We start from the raw sequence: 20,510 nt of genomic DNA on the forward strand, positions 1-20,510 counted from the left end.
CGGAATTCGCTTTGTTCGAAAGTCGAAGACTAGAGAACGAAAGCGAAGACGAGGCCGAGGATGGCAAGAGCTTCGGTCAGTGCCAGACCAAGGAATGCGATCGGCTGCAGCACGCGCTGAGCTTCCGGCTGACGAGCAACACCGTTGATGTAAGCCGCGAATACGAGACCCACACCGATACCACCGCCGATTGCGGACAGACCGTAACCTACGAGGTTGAGATTGCCTTCCATTTTTTTCCTTTCAAGATGCCACCCATGTGGCAGGTTGTTTGGTTTACTTCAATCCCCTCAAGGGGAAGTTTTTGAGCCTAGTGGCTGTCGGCGTGCAGGGCGCCTTCAATGTAGATCGCGGTCAGCAGCGTGAACACGTAGGCCTGCAGGGCCATGATGAGGGCCTCGAGCATGTACATGGCGATAGCGCCAACAAGGACGAGAACCGAGGTGCCCTTCAAAAGGACGTTCTCCTGCATGATCAGGAACTCAATACCGGAACCGGCGAGCATGACGATCAGGTGGCCGGCCAGCATGGTCGCGAACAGACGGAGGCTGTGCGTAACGGGGCGGACCAGGAAGTTGGAGATGATTTCAATCGGAACAACGATCGGCAGGATGTACCACGGCACACCGGAGGGAACGGTTGCGAGCTTGAAATACTTCAGCCCGTTCTTCTTGATGCCAATGGCAATCCAGGTGAAGTACACGATGCCGGCCAGCACATAGGCGCCGCCAACGTGCGAGAAGCTCGGGAGCTGGATCAGCGGGATGGCGCCGTAGATGTTGTTCACCAGAATGAAGAAGAACAAGCTGAACAACAGCGGGACGTACTTGATGAAGTCCTTGCCGCCGATGATGTCCTTGGCGATGCTGTTGCGGACGAAGCCATAGGCCATTTCGCCTGCGAACTGCAGCTTGCCGGGAACCAGCTGCTGCTTACGTGCAGCGAGGATGAAGAATGTAGCGATAATGACGACCGAAAGGATCACCAGCAGCATCTGCTTGGAGAAGCCATCGTGCGCACCCCAAGGCAGGATTGCCGGCAGGTGCATTTCGTCGATTCCGGGTGGGGTGAATGACCCCGAATCCTGGGCGGGGAGCGCAAGCGCGATCAACGCGTTTCCTCTCTGCTGTGTCCATCATTGGGCATTGGTTGGAAGCCGGACGCGCTCGACGCATCCATATTCCGTGTGAAATTATTTGGCATTACTGTCCCCGTCCGTGGACGGACCGCTGTCTGCGTTGCTCTCGCCAGAAGAAGAGCTTTGCCTGGTGAGGCCGTGCATATGGGAAAGATAGAACCCTCCTGCGGCTCCCAGCAGAGCGCCAAGGAGCACAATCCAGCGGGTCCCCCACAGATTATCCAGACCCCAGCCTATCAAACTCCAGACAATGATCCCGCCAACGATGTAGCTGAAGACGGCGATGCCGGCGTTGTATCCACCATCGTTTCCGGCGTCGGCAGAATCGTTGGCCGAACCTTGCGACGGAGTGTGGCTTGACAGCTGGGACTTGCGCTTACGCAGAGACATCCGTACCACCCTTCCCATCCGCAGGATCGTTGTAGATCTGGAGGCGGGCTTTGCTGAAACCGTAAATCTCTGCAGACTGCCAAAGGATGACAGCCACAACTGCGCCGATGACGAACCATCGGCCGTGCAACCAGGCAGGAGTACCGATCACAAAGAGGATCACGGCAAAGCCGACGACTTTTACGAAGTACGTCGCCACGAACAGGCCGACCGCGCCGGAAGGATTATTGCGGCCAACGAAATGACCGATCAGAAGGCTGATCGCAAAGAAGAGCATGACCAGCGCGGCACCGAATGCTGCTGAAAGCGCACCTTGGCCACCATTCATGAACGCTGCGACGATACTCGTCACGAGCAATCCGGCCAGAGCAGCAGCGGAGCTCAAGAGCAGCAAGCGCAGCCACAGGTTGGAGGTTTCCCCGGAAACTCCAACAGCACGTTTACCGGACGGGCGTCCGGAATCGGCGTTGGATGTCATGGGGATACCAATCCTCGTGGCACGGGTGCCATATTCTCAAAGTGGGGTTACGGGCGAGTGACTGTCCGCAGAAAGAATTCTACATGAGATAGAACTGTGACCATAACCGGAAGTCATGAGCGCTCCCCCGGGCCCTCGGTATTCCGCGTGAAGTACGGCCATGCGGTAACAGCGGCCATGACGAGAGCAGCAACAACCACCACGATCAACACAATCTGCCAGGGGAACACTGCGAACGCCACCCCGCCGAACGCCAGGATGCACGTCCAGACATAAAGCATGACGACGGCGGTGCGGTGCGAGTAGCCGAGGTCCACCAGCTTGTGATGGAGGTGCCCACGGTCTGCGGACCAAGGAGACTGTCCCCGGGCGGTCCTGCGAACCACTGCCATTCCGAAATCCAGGAGCGGAAGGGACAGCACGGCGAACGGCAGGAGGATCGGGATGATCGTCGGGATGCCGTTGGCGCGGTCATAGAGCCCGGATCCGATTTGCCCCGTTGCCACTACGCCGGCTGAAGCCATGAGGAGACCGATGAGCATGGCACCGGAGTCCCCCATGAAGATCTTGGCAGGAAACCAGTTGTGCGGCAGGAATCCTATGCAGCCGCCCACCAGGATCGCCATCAGGAGTGTCGCAAGGTCTGAATTGTCAGTGGATGGGTTGTTCCGATGAACCCAGTACGCGGTGAGGAAGAAGGCCCCGCCGCCTATGGTGGCTACACCGGCAGCCAATCCATCCAGCCCATCAATGAAGTTGACGGCGTTCATGGTGGTAACAATCAGCCCTGCTGTCAGGACAATCTGGACGAGCTCGGATTCAATCACGATCGGTTCGGGGATGAACGGAACCACGGACATCCTCACACCCCAAATGGCGACGATGAAAGCCGCTGCTGCCTGCCCCAGGAGCTTGATCCACCAGCGGATATCGAGGATGTCGTCCGCGACCCCCACTGCGACGATCACGACTGCTCCGGCCAAGATGCCCCACGGAGCATCGTTATGCCTGAATATGTCCTTCACGAAGAACGAGTTGCTTGCCACCACAAGGGCAACAAAAAAGCCTGCAAAGATGCCAAGCCCGCCCAGTTTTGAGATGAGTGCGGAGTGCATGTCCCTGCTGCGGATGGGACGGTAAAGCCGTAATTTGTTTCCGAGTACGCGGGCTCCCCACGTGCCGGCATAGGACACCAAGGCAGCCGTGAGCGCCATCAGCAGGTACATAATCATGACGCGGCTCCGGAAAGCAGCACAATGCCGGAATCAGCTGCACGGATCAACGTATGCAGCCGGTGCATCGCTGGAAAGCCGTGTAGTTCCGGGCAGGTCAAGGTGTGGATTTCTGTCTGTCGATAAATGGAACTACTCCGTCGCCATGCCTGCACCGGCTGTGCCAAATGATGCTGGGATTTCTGTGGACTCTAGTCACGATACTAATGCCAATGGTCGTGGCCACCGGCGTGACGCAGCCGCAAAACTACAGCTGATGTGCTGTAGCCACGCGGCCGGCTTCTACCTGGCAGGCTCCTGGACGTTACGCAGGGCGTAGATCCCCTTGAGCACTTCGGCATTGGACCGGGGCGCCCTCAAACTATGGCGCAGGCCCTTGAACAAGCCATCAAGCAGTACCTTGCGGTTTGACGACGCAGCAATGGTCTTGGCCCAATTGCGTAGCGAAGCTCCCGTAAAGAGGACCTTTTCCCAAGGAGCCAGGGCGTTGGATCTCGTGTAGACCCAGAGCTTGTTACGAACTTCGTAGTAGAACCGGGGGCCGGGGTCCGCCCCTGCATCTCCAAACACTTTGGTGTGATGACTGGCAATCGACGCATTGGTAGCCAGGGCAGTTCCCCGGCGCGAAACCCTGGCCGTGTATTCGAGGTCATCGTTCCAGATGAAGTAATCGGCAATGGGCAGTCCGTGACGCCGGATCTCGTCAGCGCGAATCAGGACAGAGACGAAGGATGCGCTGCGGATCTGAACCGCTCCGAGCCGGGCAGCCGTGCTGCGCGCCGCCTCGCTGGCACCGATGCGTGGACGCATGCGGTTCATTGGGTGGTCGCGACCATCCGTCCACACCACCCGGCTGGCGATGAACGCGGGAGCTTCCCCGGTTTCCTGTTCATAAGCCTCGGACACATCCAGCGCCTCGCGAAGTGCGCCGGGCTGCGGTTCGGTGTCGTCGTCCATGATCCAGACGTGGTCAGCACCGTGGTCCAGGACTGCGCGCTCCATGCCCACAACAAATCCCCCGGCGCCGCCCACATTGGCGTTGAGCGTAACAACGTCCGTGGGCACAGGGCCCCGATAGGCCCTGAGGAATTCCGCAGTTTCGTCTGTGGACGCGTTGTCCACGACGACGACGGCGTCCGGCACCTCGGTCCCGGCGGTGATTCCGGCCAAGGTGGTCTCAAGGAGTTCACGCCGGTTATAGGTCACCACAACGGCGACCACAACGGGTTTGGACATCATTTACTTGCCTTTGGTCTGGGATGGCTGGAAGTGGCGCCGAATCAACAGGCCCGCCAACTTCCACGGTTCAACAAAAACTCTGTAGGCAACACGGCCCGGATGGAGAACCAGGCGCCACGCCCATTCGAGCCCAAGGCGCCCGAGCCAACGCGGCGCGAGCTTCTGGACGCCGGCCACCTGTTCAATGGCACCGCCAACGGCACAATACACAGCGGGCGGAAACTGAGTGAGTCGCCGATGCAGCACCGTCTCCTGGAGCGGCATGCCCAGGCCCAGCAGCACCAGTTGAGGACGGAAGCGGTCCAACCACTCCACGACAGCCATTTCCAAGGCATCGTCCCATCCTTCGCCGGGCATTCCATCTACCGTCGCATCAGGAATGATGGTGCGCAGCCGGGCCACCGCCTGCGTATTTGCCGCCCGTCCGGCGCCGATCACGGCCACCCGTTCCAGCCCCTTCACTCCCCCAAGAGCCGGGATCCAGTCCATGGATCCAAGCCGGTAGGCCATGGGGCCTTGTCCCAGGGGCTTCAGTTGCCGTTTGTGGGCCAAGCCCCAAAGCATGGCTACCGGGGCGCCGTCGAGGAGGACGATCGAGCTTTGATCGTAAAGTGAACGGAAATCTGCGCACGAGTGGAACAGCGTAATGCTGTGAAGATTGTGTCCGAGCACAGTGCGGGTGGTTCCGGTGGAGATGAGTGCGTCCAGTGCATCGATCAATTCATTGACGCGCAGCGGAGTCGCGTCTACGTCAAGGACGGGGACGCGCTGGCGTTCCGGAATCATTCGGGTTTGGCTTCACGTGGGGCGTCGGGTGCCGATGCTGATACAGCAGGCGCCGGATCCTCGACGGCGGGTGCTTCCGTTACTTCGACAGGTGCGTCCTGCGCCGTGGCCGCTTCGGAGACAGGATTTTCCTGTGCTGCTGCCGCGGTTTCTGCCGCCGGAGCAACAGAAGGTACAGGCTCGTCAACGCCGAGGACGGAAGGAACAACTTCACGCAAGCGTTCCAGGGAGATGGCGCCCTGACGTACCACCCGGAAGGGTTCGGAGGTCGCATCCACGATGGTGGAAGGCAGTGCAGCAGTACCCTTCACGGGCCGGAAGCCGCCTTCAAGGTAAACTTCCACGGAATCTGCGAGCTGGAGCCGCGCCTCTGAAGCGGTCTGTGCTGCTTCCTGGCCCGTGCGGTTGGCCGATGACACAGCCAGCGGGCCGGTAAGGCCCAGGAGCTCCAGTGCGAGTTCGTCGTCGGGCATCCGCAGGGCCACCGTGCCCTTGGTATCACCCAGGTCCCAATCCAAAGACGGCTGGGCGTGGAGGATGAGCGTCAATCCACCGGGCCAGAACGCCTGCGCCAAGGCCCTGGCGTTGGCGGATACATCGCTCGCGAGTCCGTCCAGGGCATTGATGCGCGGAATCAGGACCGGAGGGGGCATTTGCCGGCTACGGCCCTTGGAAGCCAACAACATTGTCACGGCCAAGGGGGAAAAGGCGTCAGCTGCAATGCCGTACACGGTGTCCGTCGGCAGCACGATGCACTTCTTTTCGCTGATGGCACGCTGCGCGTGCTGAAGTCCTTCAGCCCGCTGGTCATCGGAAGTGCAATTGTAGGTTGTGGTCACAGCGCTATTCTTTCACTCATCAGAAGCCTTGTTTGCCAGCACCGCGCTCGTGGCACGTTCCTTGCCGTTGAGGTCAAAGTGCGTTGTGATGTCCTGCCAACGTCCCGCTCGACGCAACATGCCGGTGATCCATTCCGCCTGGACTTCTGCGTGTTCCATCACGAAGTAGCCGCCGGCTTTCAGGAGGCGGCCCGCGGTGGCAGCTGCCGCCGTCGGGAGTTCCATGCCATCCGCTCCCCCGCCGTACAGTGCTTCGGGCGGATCATGCAGCGCAACTTCCGGCTCGTTCGGGATGGCTTCGGCAGGGATGTACGGAGGATTGGACACCACAACGTCAAAGGAGCCGTTGTGCTCGGGCAAGGCATCCCTAAGATCTCCCTGGACCAAGTGGACGCCCAGCGGTTCAAGGTTCCTGCTGGCCCAGGCATGGGCTAAAGTGCTGAACTCCACGGCATGGACCTCAGCCCCTGGAACCTCCTGGGCGATTGAACCGGCAATGGCTCCGGAACCGGTTCCGAGGTCCACGATCTTGGGGTGGGACATTCCGGCCACGTGGTCGATGACAAGCTGGACAACGGATTCCGTTTCGGGCCTGGGGATGAATACGCCAGGGCCCACCCGCAGCTCAAGGTGGCGGAAATACGCGACGCCGGTGATGTGCTGAAGCGGGACGCGCCCGGCACGCTCAGCCACCAGTTCGGCGTAGCCTTCAGGTGCGGCCGAATCACCCAGGAGCATTGCCCGCAACCGGCCCAGCCCCACGCCCAACAGGTGCTCCGCAAGAAGTTCTGCATCGACGCGCGGGGTGGGGACTCCGGCGTCGGATAAAACCGCAGTGGCCTCGCGAACGGCGTCCGCGAGGCTCTGGCCTGGGAAAATCGTCATATCTATGCCCTGACAGCTGGAAATCGGGAGCTGGCGGTGCTCTGCTATTCGCCCAGGGCGTCCAGGCGCGACTGCTCGTCGGCTTCAATCGCCGACTGGATGACCGGTTCCAGATCACCATTCATCACGGCGTCGAGGTTGTAGGCCTTATACCCGGTACGGTGGTCCGCGATCCGGTTTTCCGGGAAGTTATAGGTGCGGATGCGCTCCGAGCGGTCCATCGTACGGATCTGCGACTTGCGCTGTTCGGAGTTGGCGGCGTCGATCTGTTCCTGCTGGTGGGCCAGTAGCCGGGCACGAAGCACGCGCATACCGGCTTCGCGGTTCTGCAACTGCGACTTTTCGTTCTGCATGGCCACCACGATGCCCGTAGGCAAGTGGGTGATGCGAACTGCGGAGTCGGTGGTGTTGACGGACTGGCCGCCGGGACCGGAGGAACGGTAGACGTCGATCTTGAGGTCGTTCTGGTTGATTTCCAGTTCTTCGGGTTCATCCACTTCCGGCAGCACCAGGACACCGGCTGCGGAGGTGTGGATACGGCCCTGCGACTCTGTAACCGGAACGCGCTGTACCCGGTGCACGCCGCCCTCGAACTTCAACCGCGCAAAGACGCCCTCCGCGGGATCGTTCGAGTTGCCCTTGATGGCCACGGACACGTCCTTGTACCCACCCAGGTCAGACTCCGTGGCGGATATCATCTCGGTCTTCCAACCCCGGGACTCGGCGTAACGCATGTACATACGCAGAAGGTCGCCGGCGAACAACGCAGCTTCGTCGCCGCCTTCGCCACCCTTGACCTCAAGGATGACGTTGCGGGCATCGTCAGGATCACGGGGAATCAGCAAACGGCGCAACTTCTCCTGGGCAGCAGGAATCTGCTCCTGCAGCACCTCCACCTCTGCGGCGAAATCGGGATCCTCGGCAGCCATTTCCTTGGCGGCCTCGAGGTCGTCATTGAGTCCGCGCCACTTGTTGTACGCCTCCACAATGCCCTGGAGCTGGGCAGAACGCCGCCCCAGTTTCCGGGCAGCAGACTGATCGGCATAAACAGCAGGATCACTCAACTGCGCCTGGATAGCAGCATGTTCATCAAGCAATCCCTGAACGGACTCAAACATTTTCAAACCTCTTTCGACTTCAACAAGTCTAATAAGTGCGACGAGGGGCTACGTACAGCCCTCGTCGGCTGTGCCAACACACGCCGCGCTGAGCACTCGTGGTGCCGAGCCAAGGATCTCCGTTTAAACAAAGACCGCTCAAAATATGCCGGCCAGGGAGTGGCTTCGGGCCTCCCGGAGCCGGGTGGCTTGGGATCGTAGATCGCAAGCCACCCGGCGAAGGGGCGGGGCCGGCATATTTTGAGCGGTAAGAGCAGCTATTTGTCGTTGTCCGACTTCGCTCCAAGCGTCGTCTTCTGAACCTGCATGAGGAACTCGACGTTGCTTTGCGTCTCCCGGATCTTGTTCGTCAGCAGCTCAAGGCTCTGCTGCTGCTCAAGGCCTGAAAGGACCCGGCGCAGCTTCCACATGATCTTGACTTCTTCCGGTGAGAGCAGGTTCTCTTCGCGACGCGTGCCGGACGCGTTGACGTCCACGGCCGGGAAGATTCGCTTGTCTGCCAGCTGGCGGGACAGGCGGAGCTCCATGTTGCCGGTGCCCTTGAACTCCTCGAAGATAACCTCGTCCATCTTGGAGCCGGTCTCGACCAGAGCCGTTGCCAGGATGGTCAGCGAGCCACCGTTTTCGATGTTGCGGGCAGCACCGAAGAAGCGCTTCGGCGGGTAGAGCGCTGCGGAGTCCACACCACCGGACAGGATACGGCCGGAGGCCGGTGCTGCCAGGTTGTAGGCGCGGCCCAGGCGGGTCATGGAGTCCAGGAGGACCACCACATCCATGCCCATTTCAACGAGGCGCTTGGCGCGTTCGATGGAGAGCTCGGCAACCGTGGTGTGGTCATCTGCGGGACGGTCGAAGGTGGAGGCAATGACCTCACCCTTGACGGTGCGCTGCATGTCCGTGACTTCTTCGGGACGTTCGTCGACCAAGACCATCATGAGGTGGACCTCAGGATTGTTGGTGGTGATCGCGTTCGCAATGGACTGCAGGATGAGCGTCTTTCCGGCCTTGGGCGGGGAGACGATCAGGCCGCGCTGGCCCTTGCCGATCGGAGCCACGAGGTCGATGACACGGGGACCGATCTTCTTGGGGTCGGTTTCCAGGCGCAGGCGCTCGGACGGGTACAGCGGCACGAGTTTGGCGAACTCGACGCGGTCCTTGAGCTCTTCAGGAGTCTTGCCGTTGACCGAAGTAACACGCACGAGGGCGTTGAACTTCTGGCGAGACGACTGCTGGTTGCGGTCTTCACCTTCGCGTGGCGCACGGATGGCGCCAACGACGGCATCTCCCTTGCGGAGGTTGTACTTCTTGACCTGTGCCAGCGAAACGTAGACGTCGTTCGCGCCGGGGAGGTAGCCGGAAGTCCGGATGAATGCGTAGTTCTCCAGGACGTCCAGGATGCCTGCTACGGGAAGCAGGACGTCGTCTTCGGTAACCTCGATGTCATCAACATCCGGCCCCTGCGCACGGCCGCGGCGCCGTTCGTTGCGGTCGCGGAAGCGGTCGCTGCGGGTGTTGCCGTCCCGGCTCTCCTGACCGCCACGACGGTCGCTGCGCTCGTTCTGATCGTTGCGATCACGGCGGTTCCTGCGGTTGCGGCGATTGCCCGTATCTTCGAGATCGTTGGTTTCCTCGCGGCGGCCGCGGGAGTCACGACGTTCACGCGACTGATCGCCAGAGTCGGCCTGTTCGCGCTGTTCCGTACGTTCGGCACGCTGTTCACGCTGGTCAGTACGCTCGGCACGCTGTTCCGTACGTTCGGCACGCTGTTCACGCTGGTCAGTACGCTCGGCGCGCTGTTCGCGCTGTTCGGTCCGCTCGCCACGCTGGTCAGCACGCTGTTCCGTGCGCTCGGGACGCTGCTCGGCGGCCGGGGCTTCTGCAGTCTCGTCCGGAGCTGCAGCAGTCTCGCTGCGACGACGGTTACGGGTGCGGGGCTGGCGACGCTCGGTGGCGGCTTCGCTGCCTTCCGGTGCTGCCTCGGGCTCTGACACCGGCGCGGCCGGCGCTTCAGCAGGTGCAGCAGCCTCTGCCGCGGCAACGACGCCATCGCTGGTGGCGCGGCGGCTACGGCCACGTCCACGTCCACGGGGGGCTTCCTGGGCCGGCGCTTCCGTGACCACTTCAGCGGCAGGAGCACTCTTCTCCGCAACCTTGGCCTCGGCAGCCGGGGCTGCCTTGGGCGCGGTGGCAGCCTTCGTCGACGCCTTGGCCGGGGCCTTGGCCGTAGAAGTCCCTGCACGATGGGCGGAAATGGCAGTAACCAAGTCCCCCTTACGCATACGGGACCCACCGGAGATCCCCAGCTGGCTGGCAAGAGCCTGGAGCTGGGCGAGCTTAAGGCCTGCAAGGCCGCTGCTCTTGGTGGTTGCTGCTGTTGACGACTCAGCAGCAGAAGTTGTTGTGTCCACAGCTGAAGCCAGCTCAGTGGTTTCTGTCACGAAGGATCCTTCCCCCTCGACGGCGTCCAGAGCGAGAGCTGGACGCGATGATTTGTTCTGGGCTGCAGTTCAGATCTGCAGCCGGTGATTTCGGCCGTGCCTGATGGATTGTGGCCAACAGGGCCGGATACTGATCGTCTTCACTGAACCCAGTTGCCCGGACAGCCGACTGAATATTCAGGGAACAGAGAGAGTTCTGCGGCACCTGAGACAGGCCGGAAGGAGACGGCACCGCCAGACGTTGGCACAGTTGACGAAAGGAACAGCGAAACCGCCAAGATCCAAAATCAGGGAACTGCCCGCGGCTTTACCGCCGGTGCACTTCCACTCTAGCACCTTCAACGTCCACAGCCAGCGTCATCACGCGCCAACCGACGTTGGGTGTGTTGGTGGCAGTAAACGCCTCGATGAATTCGACAACGGTTGCCGCTTCGCCGGGGCCGTTGGCCAGGACCATGACAGTAGGACCGGCACCGGAAACCACGGCAGCGTGACCGGCCGTCCGCAGTGCCGCAAGTAGGTCCGCGCTGGGCCGCATCGCTTCGGCACGGTAGCTCTGGTGCAGGTAGTCTTCGGTACCGGGCAGCAGGAATTCCGGCTGCGTGGTCAACGCGTGGATCAGCAACGCTGCACGTCCGGAGTTCATCGCCGCAGCATGGTGGCCCACAGACGCGGGCAAAAGTCCGCGGGCAGTTTCGGTGGAGAGTTCATAATCCGGAACCGCCACAACGGGAACCACGGATTGGGCCACCTCAGCACGCGTACTGCTGTACTGCTCGCTGTCCTGCCATGACAGCGCCAGCCCGCCGAAAATGGCGGGGGCGACGTTGTCCGGGTGGCCTTCCATTTCGCTGGTCAGCTGCAGGATCCAGTCAAGGTCCTGCTGCGCCTCTTCCGGAACCAAGGAATTGGCGGCAGTAACGGCGGCTACAACTGCGGAAGCTGAGGAACCGAGCCCGCGTCCATGCGGATTGACGTTGTCAGCAGTGATCCTTAGCCCGGAGTGCCGGAAACCCAAACGTTCCAAGGCAAGGTCGATCGCACGCACCACCAAGTGGCTGGAGTCGCGCGGAAGGGTATCGGCGCCCTCACCGGAGAGCTCGAACTCGAGCTCTCCGGTGGTGAGCGTTTCCACCGTCAAGGTGTCATAAATTGAAAGGGCCAAGCCGAGGCTGTCGTAGCCGGGACCCAGGTTGGCACTCGTACCGGGGACCTTGACGGTCAGCCGCTGGCCTGCCGCGACGAGTCTACGATCGGTCGCGGTGGGCTGCGTTTGTTCCACTCTTATTTTTCTTCCAGTCCCAGTTCCGCGGCAACGGTTACGACGTCGTTGGACACCTTGACCGGCTGGACATCGCTGCCGTCCTCCGTGCGGAGGGCCCACTGGGGGTCCTTCAGTCCGTGGCCGGTAACGGTGATGACGATGGTCTTGCCGGACGGAACCTCACCAGCAGCGTGTTTCTTGATCAGGCCTGCCACGCCGGCAGCCGAGCCGGGCTCAACGAAGACGCCTTCCTTGGAAGAGAGCCAACGGTGGGCGTCCAGGATTTCCTCATCCGTGACAGCTTCAATCAGGCCACCGGATTCGTCACGGGCGGCGATAGCAGTGTCCCATGATGCCGGGTTGCCGATGCGGATGGCAGTGGCAATGGTGTCTGGTTCAGTGATCGGGTGCCCTGCAACGAACGGCGCTGCACCCGCAGCCTGGAAACCCCACATGATGGGCGTCTTGCTGGAGACGGCCGGCAGTGTGCCGTTGGCGGTCTCGAAGGGAGCGGCGTACTCCTTGTATCCCTTCCAGTAGGCAGTGATGTTGCCGGCATTGCCCACGGGCAGAACGTGGATATCCGGGGCATCGCCCAGGGAGTCCACAACTTCGAAGGCACCGGTCTTCTGGCCCTGGATACGGGCAGGGTTGACCGAGTTCACCAGGAAGACCGGGTAGGACTCGCCCAGCTTGCGGGCGATGTCCAGGCAGTTGTCGAAGTTGCCGTCCACCTGCAGCAGCGTGGCGCCGTGCGCGATTGCCTGGCTGAGCTTGCCCATGGAGATCTTGCCTTCGGGGACCAGTACAGCGCACTTGAGGCCTGCGGCCGTTGCGTAAGCCGCGGCCGAGGCCGAGGTGTTGCCGGTGGAAGCACATACAACAGCCTTGGCGCCGGCTTCGACGGCTGCCGTCATAGCCATGGTCATGCCCCGGTCCTTGAAGGAACCCGTGGGGTTCATGCCTTCGACCTTCAGGTACACCTGCGAGCCGGTCAGCTCGGAAAGCTTCTGTGCGTGGACGAGCGGGGTGCCGCCCTCGCCGAGGGTGATGACCTTCGTGGCTTCCGTTACAGGCAAACGATCAGCGTATTCGCGGATTACTCCGCGCCATTGGTGAGCCACTTAGACCCCTTCTACCCGCAGTACGGATGTCACAGAATTGATGACGTCAAGGCCCTTGACGGCCTCGACGGTTGCTGCGAGTGCAGCTTCGGATGCACGGTGCGTCACGATTTTCAGCTCGGCCGACTCAACATTCGAGGCGGCATCGCGGTGGATCGTTTGACGCATGATCTCGATGGATACGCCGTTCTCCGCAAAAATGTGGGCGATGCGAGCCAGCACACCTGCCTGGTCTGCTACATCCAGACCTATGTAGTAACTCGTAGTGGAGGCATCAATGGACAGTGCCGGAACATGACCGGTAGTTGTTTCCGTGCGGCCGGGGCCGCCAAGGACCAACCGCCGGGCAGCGGAGACGAGGTCGCCCAACACAGCAGAGGCAGTGGGAGTCCCCCCGGCACCCTGGCCGTAGAACATCAGTTCACCAGCGTTTTCGGCTTCGATGAAGACTGCGTTGAATGCGCCACGGACTGCTGCCAACGGGTGTTCGCGCGGCAGGAGGGTGGGGTGCACGCGCACCGAAATTCCACTGCCGTTCCCTGAGGCTTCGATTTTCTCAGCGATGGCCAAAAGCTTGATGACGAAGCCGGCTTCCTTGGCCGAAGCGATGTCCGCAGCGCTGACCTTGGTGATCCCTTCGCAGTAGACGTCGTCCAGGGAGAACCTTGTATGGAAGGACAACGATGCCAGGATCGCTGCCTTGGCCGCTGCGTCATGGCCCTCGACGTCGGCAGTGGGATCAGCTTCGGCATAACCGAGCCGCTGGGCTTCGGCAAGGGCGTCCGCAAACTGTGCGCCAGTGCTGTCCATCTGGTCAAGGATGAAGTTGGTGGTCCCGTTCACGATCCCGAGAACCCTCGTAATGCGATCGCCGGAGAGGCTGTCGCGGATCGGGCGCAGGATGGGAATAGCACCGGCAACCGCAGCTTCGTAGGACAGCTGAACGCCGGCCTTGTCAGCCTCTTCGTAGAGAGTGGGGCCATCTTGCGCGAGCAGTGCCTTGTTGCCGGTGACAACGCAGGCGCCATTCTGGATGGCGGTGACGATGAGCGTACGCGCGGGTTCGATGCCGCCCATGAGTTCGATCACGAGGTCTGCGTCCTTGACGAGGGTCTCGGCGTCCGTGGTAAAGAGTTCACGCGGCAGTTCGACGTCGCGCGGCGAGTCGAGGTTGCGCACGGCAATACCGGACAGCTCGAGGCGGGCGCCACTGCGGGCGGCCAGTGCCTCGGCGTCGTCAATAAGAATGCGCGCGACCTGGGCCCCTACATTGCCACAGCCCAGCAGGGCCACCTTCAGGGTTCGCACTTCAGACATTCGCCACTCCCATGTCGCGGTTCAAGAGATCTTCTTCGGTTTCCCCGCGGACAATGAGCCTGGCGGCTCCGTCGCGCACAGCGACAACGCCAGGCCGGGCCAGGTAGTTGTAGTTGCTGGAGAGGGCCCAGCAATATGCGCCGGTACCCGGTACTGCGAGCAAATCACCGGCTGCCACATCCGCGGGCAGATATACATCTCTAACAACTATGTCGCCGCTCTCGCAATGTTTGCCCACTACGCGGGACAGTTGCGGAGCTGCATCGGAGTCGCGGGACGCCAAAATCGCCGAATAATCCGCGTCGTAAAGCACCGGACGGGCGTTGTCGCTCATTCCGCCGTCCACCGACACATACCGACGCGGATACGTAACGTTCTCAAGACCTGTTTCGGTGCCCGGAACGTCCACGCGAACAGTTTTAAGCGTTCCTACCTCATACAAAGTGAATGTGGTGCTCCCGACGATCGCGCGTCCGGGTTCGATGGAAACGCGGGGCGCTTCGATGCCGAGTTCCGCGCACTTTGAACGCACGACGGCGGCCATCGCCTGCGCGATTTCAGCTGCAGGGCGGGGAGTGTCCTCTGGCGTATAGGCGATACCGTAGCCGCCCCCGAGGTCCAATTCAGGCAGGACGACGGAGTATTTGGCCTGCATCGCTGCCTGAAAGCCGAGGAGTTTTTCCGCGGCCAGCGCGAATCCGTCCGCCTCGAAGATCTGGGAACCGATGTGGCAGTGCAACCCCAGGAGCTCCACACTCGGGTATGACGTCGCGGCGGCAACGGCTTCCTCAGCTGCGGACAGGCCGGCTTCCTCGGTGGAGTCCTCCGCCATGGAGAGGCCAAACTTCTGGTCTTCGTGCGCTGTGGCGATGAATTCGTGGGTGTGGGCGTGCACCCCTGGCGTGAGGCGCAGCATGACCTTGGCGGTTTCGCCGCGGCTGGAAGCAATCTTGGCTACGCGTTCCAATTCATCGAGGCTGTCCACCACGATGCGGCCCACCCTCATATCCAGCGCCCGGTTGATCTCCGCGTCGGATTTGTTGTTGCCGTGGAGGCCCAAATTGGCCCCAGGGATTCCGGCGCGGGCGGCAACGGCCAGTTCGCCCCCGGAACAGGTGTCCAGGCGAAGGCCTTCCTCAGCTACCCACTGTGCCACAGCCGTGCACAGGAAGGATTTTCCCGCGTAGTAGACATCCACTCCCCCGCAGATGTCAGCAAAAGCGTCGTCGAAGGCGTCCTTGAAAGCACGGGCACGCGCACGGAAGTCGGATTCGCTCATCACAAAGAGTGGCGTGCCAAATTGCGCCTTGAGGTCGCTGACTGAAATCCCGTCAATGGTGACCTCACCGGCGTCGTTCTTCTCCACACCGGCTGCCCACATAGGTGCCTGGAGGACGTTAAGGTCCTCCGGGACAGCCAGCCATTCAGGAGCAAGCGGAGAGGCCTGGGGTGAATCTGGTGCGGTGTTTGTGGTCATGGCCTTACATCCGTTCCGGCGCGGAAACGCCTAGCAGTCCGAGTCCGTTGGCCAGCACCTGGCTGGTGGCGTCGTTCAGCCACAGACGGGTCCGGTTCACGTCCAGCACCGGTTCCTCGCCCTGCGGGGAGACACGGCAGGCATCGTACCAGCGGTGGTAGGCACCGGCGATGACCTCAAGATGGCGGGCAACGCGGTGCGGTTCGCGGAGCTCGGCTGCTTTGGCCACGATTGACGGGTAGCTCCCCAAATAGGAGAGAAGCTCGTTCTCCGTGGCATGATCCAGCAGCGATGCGTCGAATACGGACCGGTCCACCCCGGCCTCGGCGGCATTGCGCGCGGTTCCCCTGGAGCGGGCATGGGCGTACTGCACGTAGAACACGGGGTTTTCGTTGCTGTTCTTCTTGAGCAGTTCCGGGTCCAGTGTCAGCGGCGAGTCGGCAGGGAACCGGGCAAGGGAGTAGCGCACTGCGTCCTTGCCCAACCAGGAAATGAGGTCCTTGAGCTCAATAATGTTGCCCGCGCGCTTGGACAACTTGGCGCCGTTGACGGACACCAACTGTCCAATGAGGACCTCAATGTTTACTTCGGGGTCGTCGCCAGCGCACGCTGCAATCGCCTTGAGGCGATTGATATAGCCGTGGTGGTCGGCTCCAAGAAGGTAAATCTTCTCGGTGAAACCGCGGTCCTTCTTGGAGAGGTAGTACGCGGCATCGGCGGCGAAATATGTCGGTTCGCCATTGGCGCGGATCATGACGCGGTCTTTGTCATCGCCGAAGTCGGTGGTGCGCAGCCAAACGGCGCCGCCGTCGTCGAAGACGTGGCCCTGTTCGCGGAGCCGGGCAACGGCAGATTCAATGGCACCGGCGTCGTGCAGTTCCTTCTCGGAGAAGAAGACGTCGAATTCCACGCCGAAATCTGCCAGCGTTGCTTTGATATCCGCCATCTGTGCCTCGTAGGCAGCAGCACGAATGACCGGCAGGGCAGCCTCGTCTGTGAGTTCACGGATATCCGGGTGCGCCTTGAGTACTTCATCGCCGAGTTCGCGAATGTACTCACCGGGATAGCCGCCCTCGGGGACGCCCCGGCCGTGGAGCCGGGAAAGGACTGAGTTGGCGAAGACGTTCATCTGCGAACCGGCGTCATTGATGTAGTACTCGGCGGTGACGTCGGCTCCCGAGGCCCGCAGCACGCGTGCGATCGCGTCGCCCAGGGCGGCCCACCGGGTGTGGCCAATATGAAGGGGTCCCGTGGGGTTGGCCGAAACGAATTCCATGTTCACAACATGTCCTGCGAGCGCCTGGTTGGTCCCGTAGGTGGAACCCGCCTCAACGATTGCCTTGGCAAGCGCGCCTGCCGTAGCAGCATCAACGGTGATGTTCAGGAAGCCGGGACCTGCGATTTCGACTCCGGTCACGCCGGCGATTCCCTGGAGGCGATGGCTGAGGATTCCCGCGAACTCGCGCGGATTCGTGCCGGCCTGCTTAGCCAATTGGAGGGCAATGTTGGTGGCCCAGTCTCCGTGGTCCCTGTTCTTGGGTCGCTCCACCCGGACGTCTCCGGGGACAGCGGATTCCGCCAAGGCGATTTCGCCGGCAGCGACGGCGTCCTTAAGGCAGGTGGATATGGCAGCAGAGAGTTCTTCGGGAGTCACCCATCCAGCCTACCGGGGGCCCGCAAACTCGTGGAATTAAGGCTCGTTTATGTGGATATCTTGGACACAGCACCTATACATAAACTGCTGGCGGCCCTCACAGACTGAACCATTACGCTGATTTCAACGTTGTGAAGACGTAAGAGGTGGCTTTAAGGGTCATCCACAGACCGACACCATCCCGTTGACCGCATGTTGATCACATCTTGTCCAGTTGAAACGAGCAGAACATGACTACGCCACTCCGCAAGAGCCTCTACGTCGGGTTCGCCAGCGTATCCATTATCGGGACGGCAGCTGCCTGTGCCCCCACAACGGAAGCCCCGTCAACCCAGACTCCGGCTACCCAGAATGGCGGCCAGGCTTCCACCACCAGTCCTTCTTCCTCTGGTTCGGCTGGAAACGGTGACTCCACGTACAAGGACGGCACGTACAGCGCCGATGGAACATATACATCGCCGAACGGCCAGGAGACTGTTGGGGTTCAGCTCAAGCTGGCCGGGGACAAGGTGGAGGCAGTGAATATCACCGTCCACCCCTCCAACCCCAATACCAGGAAGTTCCAGGGCGAGTTCGCCAGCGGTATCGCGGCGCAGATCGTTGGCAAAGACATCGACGACCTCAACGTTTCCAAGGTTGCCGGTTCTTCTTTGACCTCAGGCGGCTTCAACGATGCCGTGGAGCAGATCAAGTCCCAGGCAAAGTAGCAGCCATGCCGCATCCGGGTTGGAGCCGCTTTAGCTTCGAGGGGATCGGTACGCACTGGGAGATTTCGTCGTCGTCGATGCTTGAGCCGGAAGTGCAGCGCCAACTGCTTGCGACGGTAGCGGATTACGACCATACCTATTCACGGTTCAGGCAGGACTCCCTGGTGTCCGCTCTGCAGCGCGGTCCCGGCAGCATTTCCTTGCCCGGGCACTCTGTGGCCCTCCGCGACGTCTACGAGGCGCTGTACCGGATCAGTGGCGGCTCCATGACACCCCTGATCGGCAGTAGCTTGAACCGTCTTGGATATAGTGCCGGTTACACCTTGGTTCCTTCAGGCGCCCCTGAAGGTGCTGCCAAGTGGGAAGACGTCCTGGAATGGTCGGGAACCACGGTTTCGGGCAAGGTTCCGCTGGTATTGGATGTTGGCGCCGCAGGAAAGGGACAGCTCGTGGACCTGCTTGGCCAAGTCCTCCGGTCAGCTGGCTACCTGGACTTCCTGGTGGATGGCAGCGGCGACATGCTGCATTCCGGAAGCCTGCCCGTCACTGTGGCCTTGGAGCATCCTTATAACCCGAAGCAGGCGATCGGCACCGTGGAATTGGACAATTCCGCCCTCTGTGCCTCCGCGTCCAACCGCCGGGCGTGGGGCGACGGGCTGCACCATGTACTGGACGGAATCACGGGGCAACCCATCCAAACGACAGTGGCCACCTGGACCATGGCCGCGAGCGCCATGGTGGCCGATGCCTTGGCCACGGCACTCTTCATGGTGGAACCCGCCGCGCTTGAGGCTGAGTTCGATTTTTCCTGGCTACGGGTGTTTTCGAATGGGACTGCCACATTTTCGGCTGGTTTTGAGGGGAGACTGTTCACATGAATGCCATGAAGTCGCGTTTGGACACCTGGTTGGGCCGCTTCACCATGTACCGCCTGATTTTGTGGGTTCTCGGGGTCCTGGTGGCCTACAGCCTGCTCCTGAACGTCCTGGGGTGGCTGACGTTCGGCCTGCCGCAGATGCTGGTTCACCTGTGCGTGTGCCTTGGGCTCACCTATGGATCGAACCGCCTGCTGGCCTTGCTTTTCCGGACCACGCCCCATTCGGAGTCTTCACTCATTACCGGCTTGCTCCTGTACTTCCTGTTCTGGCCCACGTTCGTCGCCACTGACATGCTGGGTGTCGCACTGGCTTGTGTCCTGGCCAGCGCTTCGAAATATGCTTTGGCTTTCCGTGGGCGCCACATTTTCAACCCAGCGGCTGCGGGGGCTTTCATCACGGGCTTGACCGGACTGAACATAGCCACCTGGTGGGCCGCAACGCCTGCCATGTTGTGGCTCCTTGTTCCTGGTGTCCTGGCGGTCCTGTACCGCACACGGAAAATGCTGATGGCAACAGTTTTCCTGCTGGTGGCCACCAGCATCGTCTGTGTCGAATTGCTGGGCCGCGGCATGACCTTCGGCCAGGCCCTGTGGCAGCCGTTGGCCCAGCGCCCCTTGCTTTTTTTCGTCGGCTTCATGCTTACTGAGCCCCTCACTCTCCCCCCACGCCGTTGGCAGCAATTGGCACTTGCCGGCGTCGTCGGCGTTGTCTTTGCGGTTCCGTACAATCTGGGCTTCGTGGCCAATTCGCCTGAACTCGCGCTTCTGGTGGGGAACCTGATCGCCTTTTTCCTGGGCCAACGGGGCCGCGTGGAACTGACATTCAAGGGTTCCCGGGCCCTGACACCGGGGACCAGGGAGTTCCGGTTCGAGCCACGGCGCCCTGTCCGCTATGCGGCCGGGCAATTCATGGAGCTGAACCTTCCGCATTCGGGGTCCGACGGCAAGGGCCGACGCCGGGTCTTCAGCATCACCAGCCCCCCGGGTGCTCCGGAAGTGACCTTCGGCGTTGGAACTGCCGGGCCCCTGTCCACCGCGAAGAAGACGTTGCTGGCGCTAAAGCCCGGTGACATGATTTCCGCCACAGCGGTTGGCGGAGACTTCCTGCTCCCGCGCGACGCCGCCAAGCCGGTCCTGCTGATCGCCGCAGGTATTGGCATCACGCCTTTCCTTTCCCACCTTGCGTCCGACGCCGCAGCCCGCGACACGGTGGTCCTCTACCTTGCCCAAGGCCGCGATGAACTCGCCGCCTGTGAGCAATTGGAGGCGTCCGGGGCAAAGGTGATCGCCCGGCTCGCGGACGGCTCTGCTCCCCCGGATTTCATGCACGACGCCGGAACCTCCAGGATCGACGCACAGCGCCTGAAGGAGCTGGTACCGGACATCGGGGCCCGCGAGGTATATGTCTCCGGTTCCCCGGCGAGCGTGGATTCCTTGCGTGCCGCTGCGCACGGTGCAGGGGCGCGGCGCGTACACGTTGACTCGTTTGCCGGGTACTGAACTGCGGGTACCGCAGCGCCGCAGCGTGCAGGGCGCTAAAGATCATG

General features: G+C 61.6%; 19 protein-coding genes. 3 read left to right on the forward strand and 16 right to left on the reverse strand.

From position 1 onward, the window contains the following. Positions 1–29 precede the first annotated feature (29 nt). The 16 genes from atpE to argS form a co-directional block, all read right to left on the reverse strand. The gene (gene atpE / locus LDN82_RS14330) at positions 30–233 is read right to left on the reverse strand and encodes an ATP synthase F0 subunit C (RefSeq protein WP_009356484.1); all 204 of its coding nucleotides are present in this window, start codon (positions 231–233) and stop codon (positions 30–32) included. Positions 234–310: 77 nt separating this feature from the next. After that, entirely contained in the window at positions 311–1,111 is an 801-nt protein-coding gene (gene atpB / locus LDN82_RS14335) for a F0F1 ATP synthase subunit A (RefSeq protein WP_224164674.1), read from the reverse strand. Between the two features lie 81 nt (positions 1,112–1,192). Further along, complete coding sequence (locus tag LDN82_RS14340) at positions 1,193–1,528, reverse strand: hypothetical protein (RefSeq protein WP_224164676.1); 336 nt, start codon at positions 1,526–1,528, stop codon at positions 1,193–1,195. Continuing rightward, positions 1,515–2,006 (reverse strand): hypothetical protein, encoded by a 492-nt coding sequence (locus LDN82_RS14345; protein WP_224087988.1) that lies wholly within the window; start codon positions 2,004–2,006, stop codon positions 1,515–1,517. Before LDN82_RS14345 ends, LDN82_RS14340 begins: the two co-directional genes overlap by 14 nt. 113 nt (positions 2,007–2,119) lie before the next feature. Further along, the gene (locus LDN82_RS14350) at positions 2,120–3,238 is read right to left on the reverse strand and encodes an MraY family glycosyltransferase (protein WP_224164678.1); all 1,119 of its coding nucleotides are present in this window, start codon (positions 3,236–3,238) and stop codon (positions 2,120–2,122) included. Positions 3,239–3,520: 282 nt separating this feature from the next. Continuing rightward, complete coding sequence (locus LDN82_RS14355; RefSeq protein ID WP_224164679.1) at positions 3,521–4,477, reverse strand: glycosyltransferase; 957 nt, start codon at positions 4,475–4,477, stop codon at positions 3,521–3,523. Next, positions 4,478–5,263 carry a WecB/TagA/CpsF family glycosyltransferase gene (locus LDN82_RS14360; protein WP_224164680.1) on the reverse strand — a complete coding sequence of 262 codons (786 nt, stop codon included), beginning with the start codon at positions 5,261–5,263 and terminating at the stop codon, positions 4,478–4,480. It lies immediately after the preceding gene. After that, positions 5,260–6,102: an L-threonylcarbamoyladenylate synthase gene (locus LDN82_RS14365; RefSeq protein ID WP_224164682.1), complete on the reverse strand. Its 843-nt coding sequence runs from the start codon at positions 6,100–6,102 to the stop codon at positions 5,260–5,262. Before LDN82_RS14365 ends, LDN82_RS14360 begins: the two co-directional genes overlap by 4 nt. A gap of 12 nt (positions 6,103–6,114) precedes the next feature. Continuing rightward, the gene (gene prmC, locus LDN82_RS14370; protein WP_224164683.1) at positions 6,115–6,987 is read right to left on the reverse strand and encodes a peptide chain release factor N(5)-glutamine methyltransferase; all 873 of its coding nucleotides are present in this window, start codon (positions 6,985–6,987) and stop codon (positions 6,115–6,117) included. A gap of 44 nt (positions 6,988–7,031) precedes the next feature. Then, positions 7,032–8,105: a peptide chain release factor 1 gene (prfA, locus tag LDN82_RS14375; protein ID WP_224164684.1), complete on the reverse strand. Its 1,074-nt coding sequence runs from the start codon at positions 8,103–8,105 to the stop codon at positions 7,032–7,034. A 257-nt stretch (positions 8,106–8,362) separates the two neighbouring features. Next, positions 8,363–10,543 carry a transcription termination factor Rho gene (rho, locus tag LDN82_RS14380; RefSeq protein ID WP_224164685.1) on the reverse strand — a complete coding sequence of 727 codons (2,181 nt, stop codon included), beginning with the start codon at positions 10,541–10,543 and terminating at the stop codon, positions 8,363–8,365. 307 nt (positions 10,544–10,850) lie between these two features. Next, a complete protein-coding gene (thrB, locus tag LDN82_RS14385) occupies positions 10,851–11,825 on the reverse strand; it encodes a homoserine kinase (protein WP_224164686.1) in 975 nt (324 codons plus the stop codon). Between the two features lie 2 nt (positions 11,826–11,827). Beyond that, on the reverse strand, positions 11,828–12,931 hold the full coding sequence (gene thrC / locus LDN82_RS14390) for a threonine synthase (RefSeq protein WP_224164688.1): 1,104 nt from the start codon (positions 12,929–12,931) through the stop codon (positions 11,828–11,830). Continuing rightward, on the reverse strand, positions 12,932–14,248 hold the full coding sequence (locus LDN82_RS14395) for a homoserine dehydrogenase (protein ID WP_224164690.1): 1,317 nt from the start codon (positions 14,246–14,248) through the stop codon (positions 12,932–12,934). Next, positions 14,241–15,725 (reverse strand): diaminopimelate decarboxylase, encoded by a 1,485-nt coding sequence (lysA, locus tag LDN82_RS14400; RefSeq protein WP_224164691.1) that lies wholly within the window; start codon positions 15,723–15,725, stop codon positions 14,241–14,243. Before lysA ends, LDN82_RS14395 begins: the two co-directional genes overlap by 8 nt. Positions 15,726–15,729: 4 nt before the next feature. After that, positions 15,730–17,379: an arginine--tRNA ligase gene (gene argS, locus LDN82_RS14405; RefSeq protein WP_224087998.1), complete on the reverse strand. Its 1,650-nt coding sequence runs from the start codon at positions 17,377–17,379 to the stop codon at positions 15,730–15,732. A 230-nt stretch (positions 17,380–17,609) separates the two neighbouring features. On the opposite strand from argS, the gene LDN82_RS14410 reads away from it, so the two are divergent. Genes LDN82_RS14410 through LDN82_RS14420 form a run of 3 tightly spaced genes read left to right on the forward strand, consistent with a single transcriptional unit; the run spans position 17,610 to position 20,463 of the window. Continuing rightward, the gene (locus LDN82_RS14410; protein WP_224087999.1) at positions 17,610–18,086 is read left to right on the forward strand and encodes a hypothetical protein; all 477 of its coding nucleotides are present in this window, start codon (positions 17,610–17,612) and stop codon (positions 18,084–18,086) included. A 5-nt stretch (positions 18,087–18,091) separates the two neighbouring features. Continuing rightward, positions 18,092–18,964: an FAD:protein FMN transferase gene (locus tag LDN82_RS14415; protein WP_224164693.1), complete on the forward strand. Its 873-nt coding sequence runs from the start codon at positions 18,092–18,094 to the stop codon at positions 18,962–18,964. Then, positions 18,961–20,463: an oxidoreductase gene (locus LDN82_RS14420; protein WP_224164694.1), complete on the forward strand. Its 1,503-nt coding sequence runs from the start codon at positions 18,961–18,963 to the stop codon at positions 20,461–20,463. Before LDN82_RS14415 ends, LDN82_RS14420 begins: the two co-directional genes overlap by 4 nt. Positions 20,464–20,510: the final 47 nt, after the last annotated feature.

It is taken from the genome of Arthrobacter sp. StoSoilA2, assembly GCF_019977195.1.
Lineage (GTDB): Bacteria > Actinomycetota > Actinomycetes > Actinomycetales > Micrococcaceae > Arthrobacter.

Bases quoted from the DNA above. Each gene is read 5' to 3' on its own strand.
- LDN82_RS14340 (WP_224164676.1), bottom strand. From the start codon at position 1,528: ATGTCTCTGCGTAAGCGCAAGTCCCAGCTGTCAAGCCACACTCCGTCG.
- LDN82_RS14415 (WP_224164693.1), top strand. From the start codon at position 18,092: ATGCCGCATCCGGGTTGGAGCCGCTTTAGCTTCGAGGGGATCGGTACG.
- LDN82_RS14420 (WP_224164694.1), top strand. From the start codon at position 18,961: ATGAATGCCATGAAGTCGCGTTTGGACACCTGGTTGGGCCGCTTCACC.
- lysA (WP_224164691.1), bottom strand. From the start codon at position 15,725: ATGACCACAAACACCGCACCAGATTCACCCCAGGCCTCTCCGCTTGCT.
- LDN82_RS14350 (WP_224164678.1), bottom strand. From the start codon at position 3,238: ATGATTATGTACCTGCTGATGGCGCTCACGGCTGCCTTGGTGTCCTAT.
- LDN82_RS14360 (WP_224164680.1), bottom strand. From the start codon at position 5,263: ATGATTCCGGAACGCCAGCGCGTCCCCGTCCTTGACGTAGACGCGACT.
- LDN82_RS14410 (WP_224087999.1), top strand. From the start codon at position 17,610: ATGACTACGCCACTCCGCAAGAGCCTCTACGTCGGGTTCGCCAGCGTA.
- LDN82_RS14355 (WP_224164679.1), bottom strand. From the start codon at position 4,477: ATGATGTCCAAACCCGTTGTGGTCGCCGTTGTGGTGACCTATAACCGG.
- prmC (WP_224164683.1), bottom strand. From the start codon at position 6,987: ATGACGATTTTCCCAGGCCAGAGCCTCGCGGACGCCGTTCGCGAGGCC.
- atpE (WP_009356484.1), bottom strand. From the start codon at position 233: ATGGAAGGCAATCTCAACCTCGTAGGTTACGGTCTGTCCGCAATCGGC.
- LDN82_RS14345 (WP_224087988.1), bottom strand. From the start codon at position 2,006: ATGACATCCAACGCCGATTCCGGACGCCCGTCCGGTAAACGTGCTGTT.
- LDN82_RS14395 (WP_224164690.1), bottom strand. From the start codon at position 14,248: ATGTCTGAAGTGCGAACCCTGAAGGTGGCCCTGCTGGGCTGTGGCAAT.
- prfA (WP_224164684.1), bottom strand. From the start codon at position 8,105: ATGTTTGAGTCCGTTCAGGGATTGCTTGATGAACATGCTGCTATCCAG.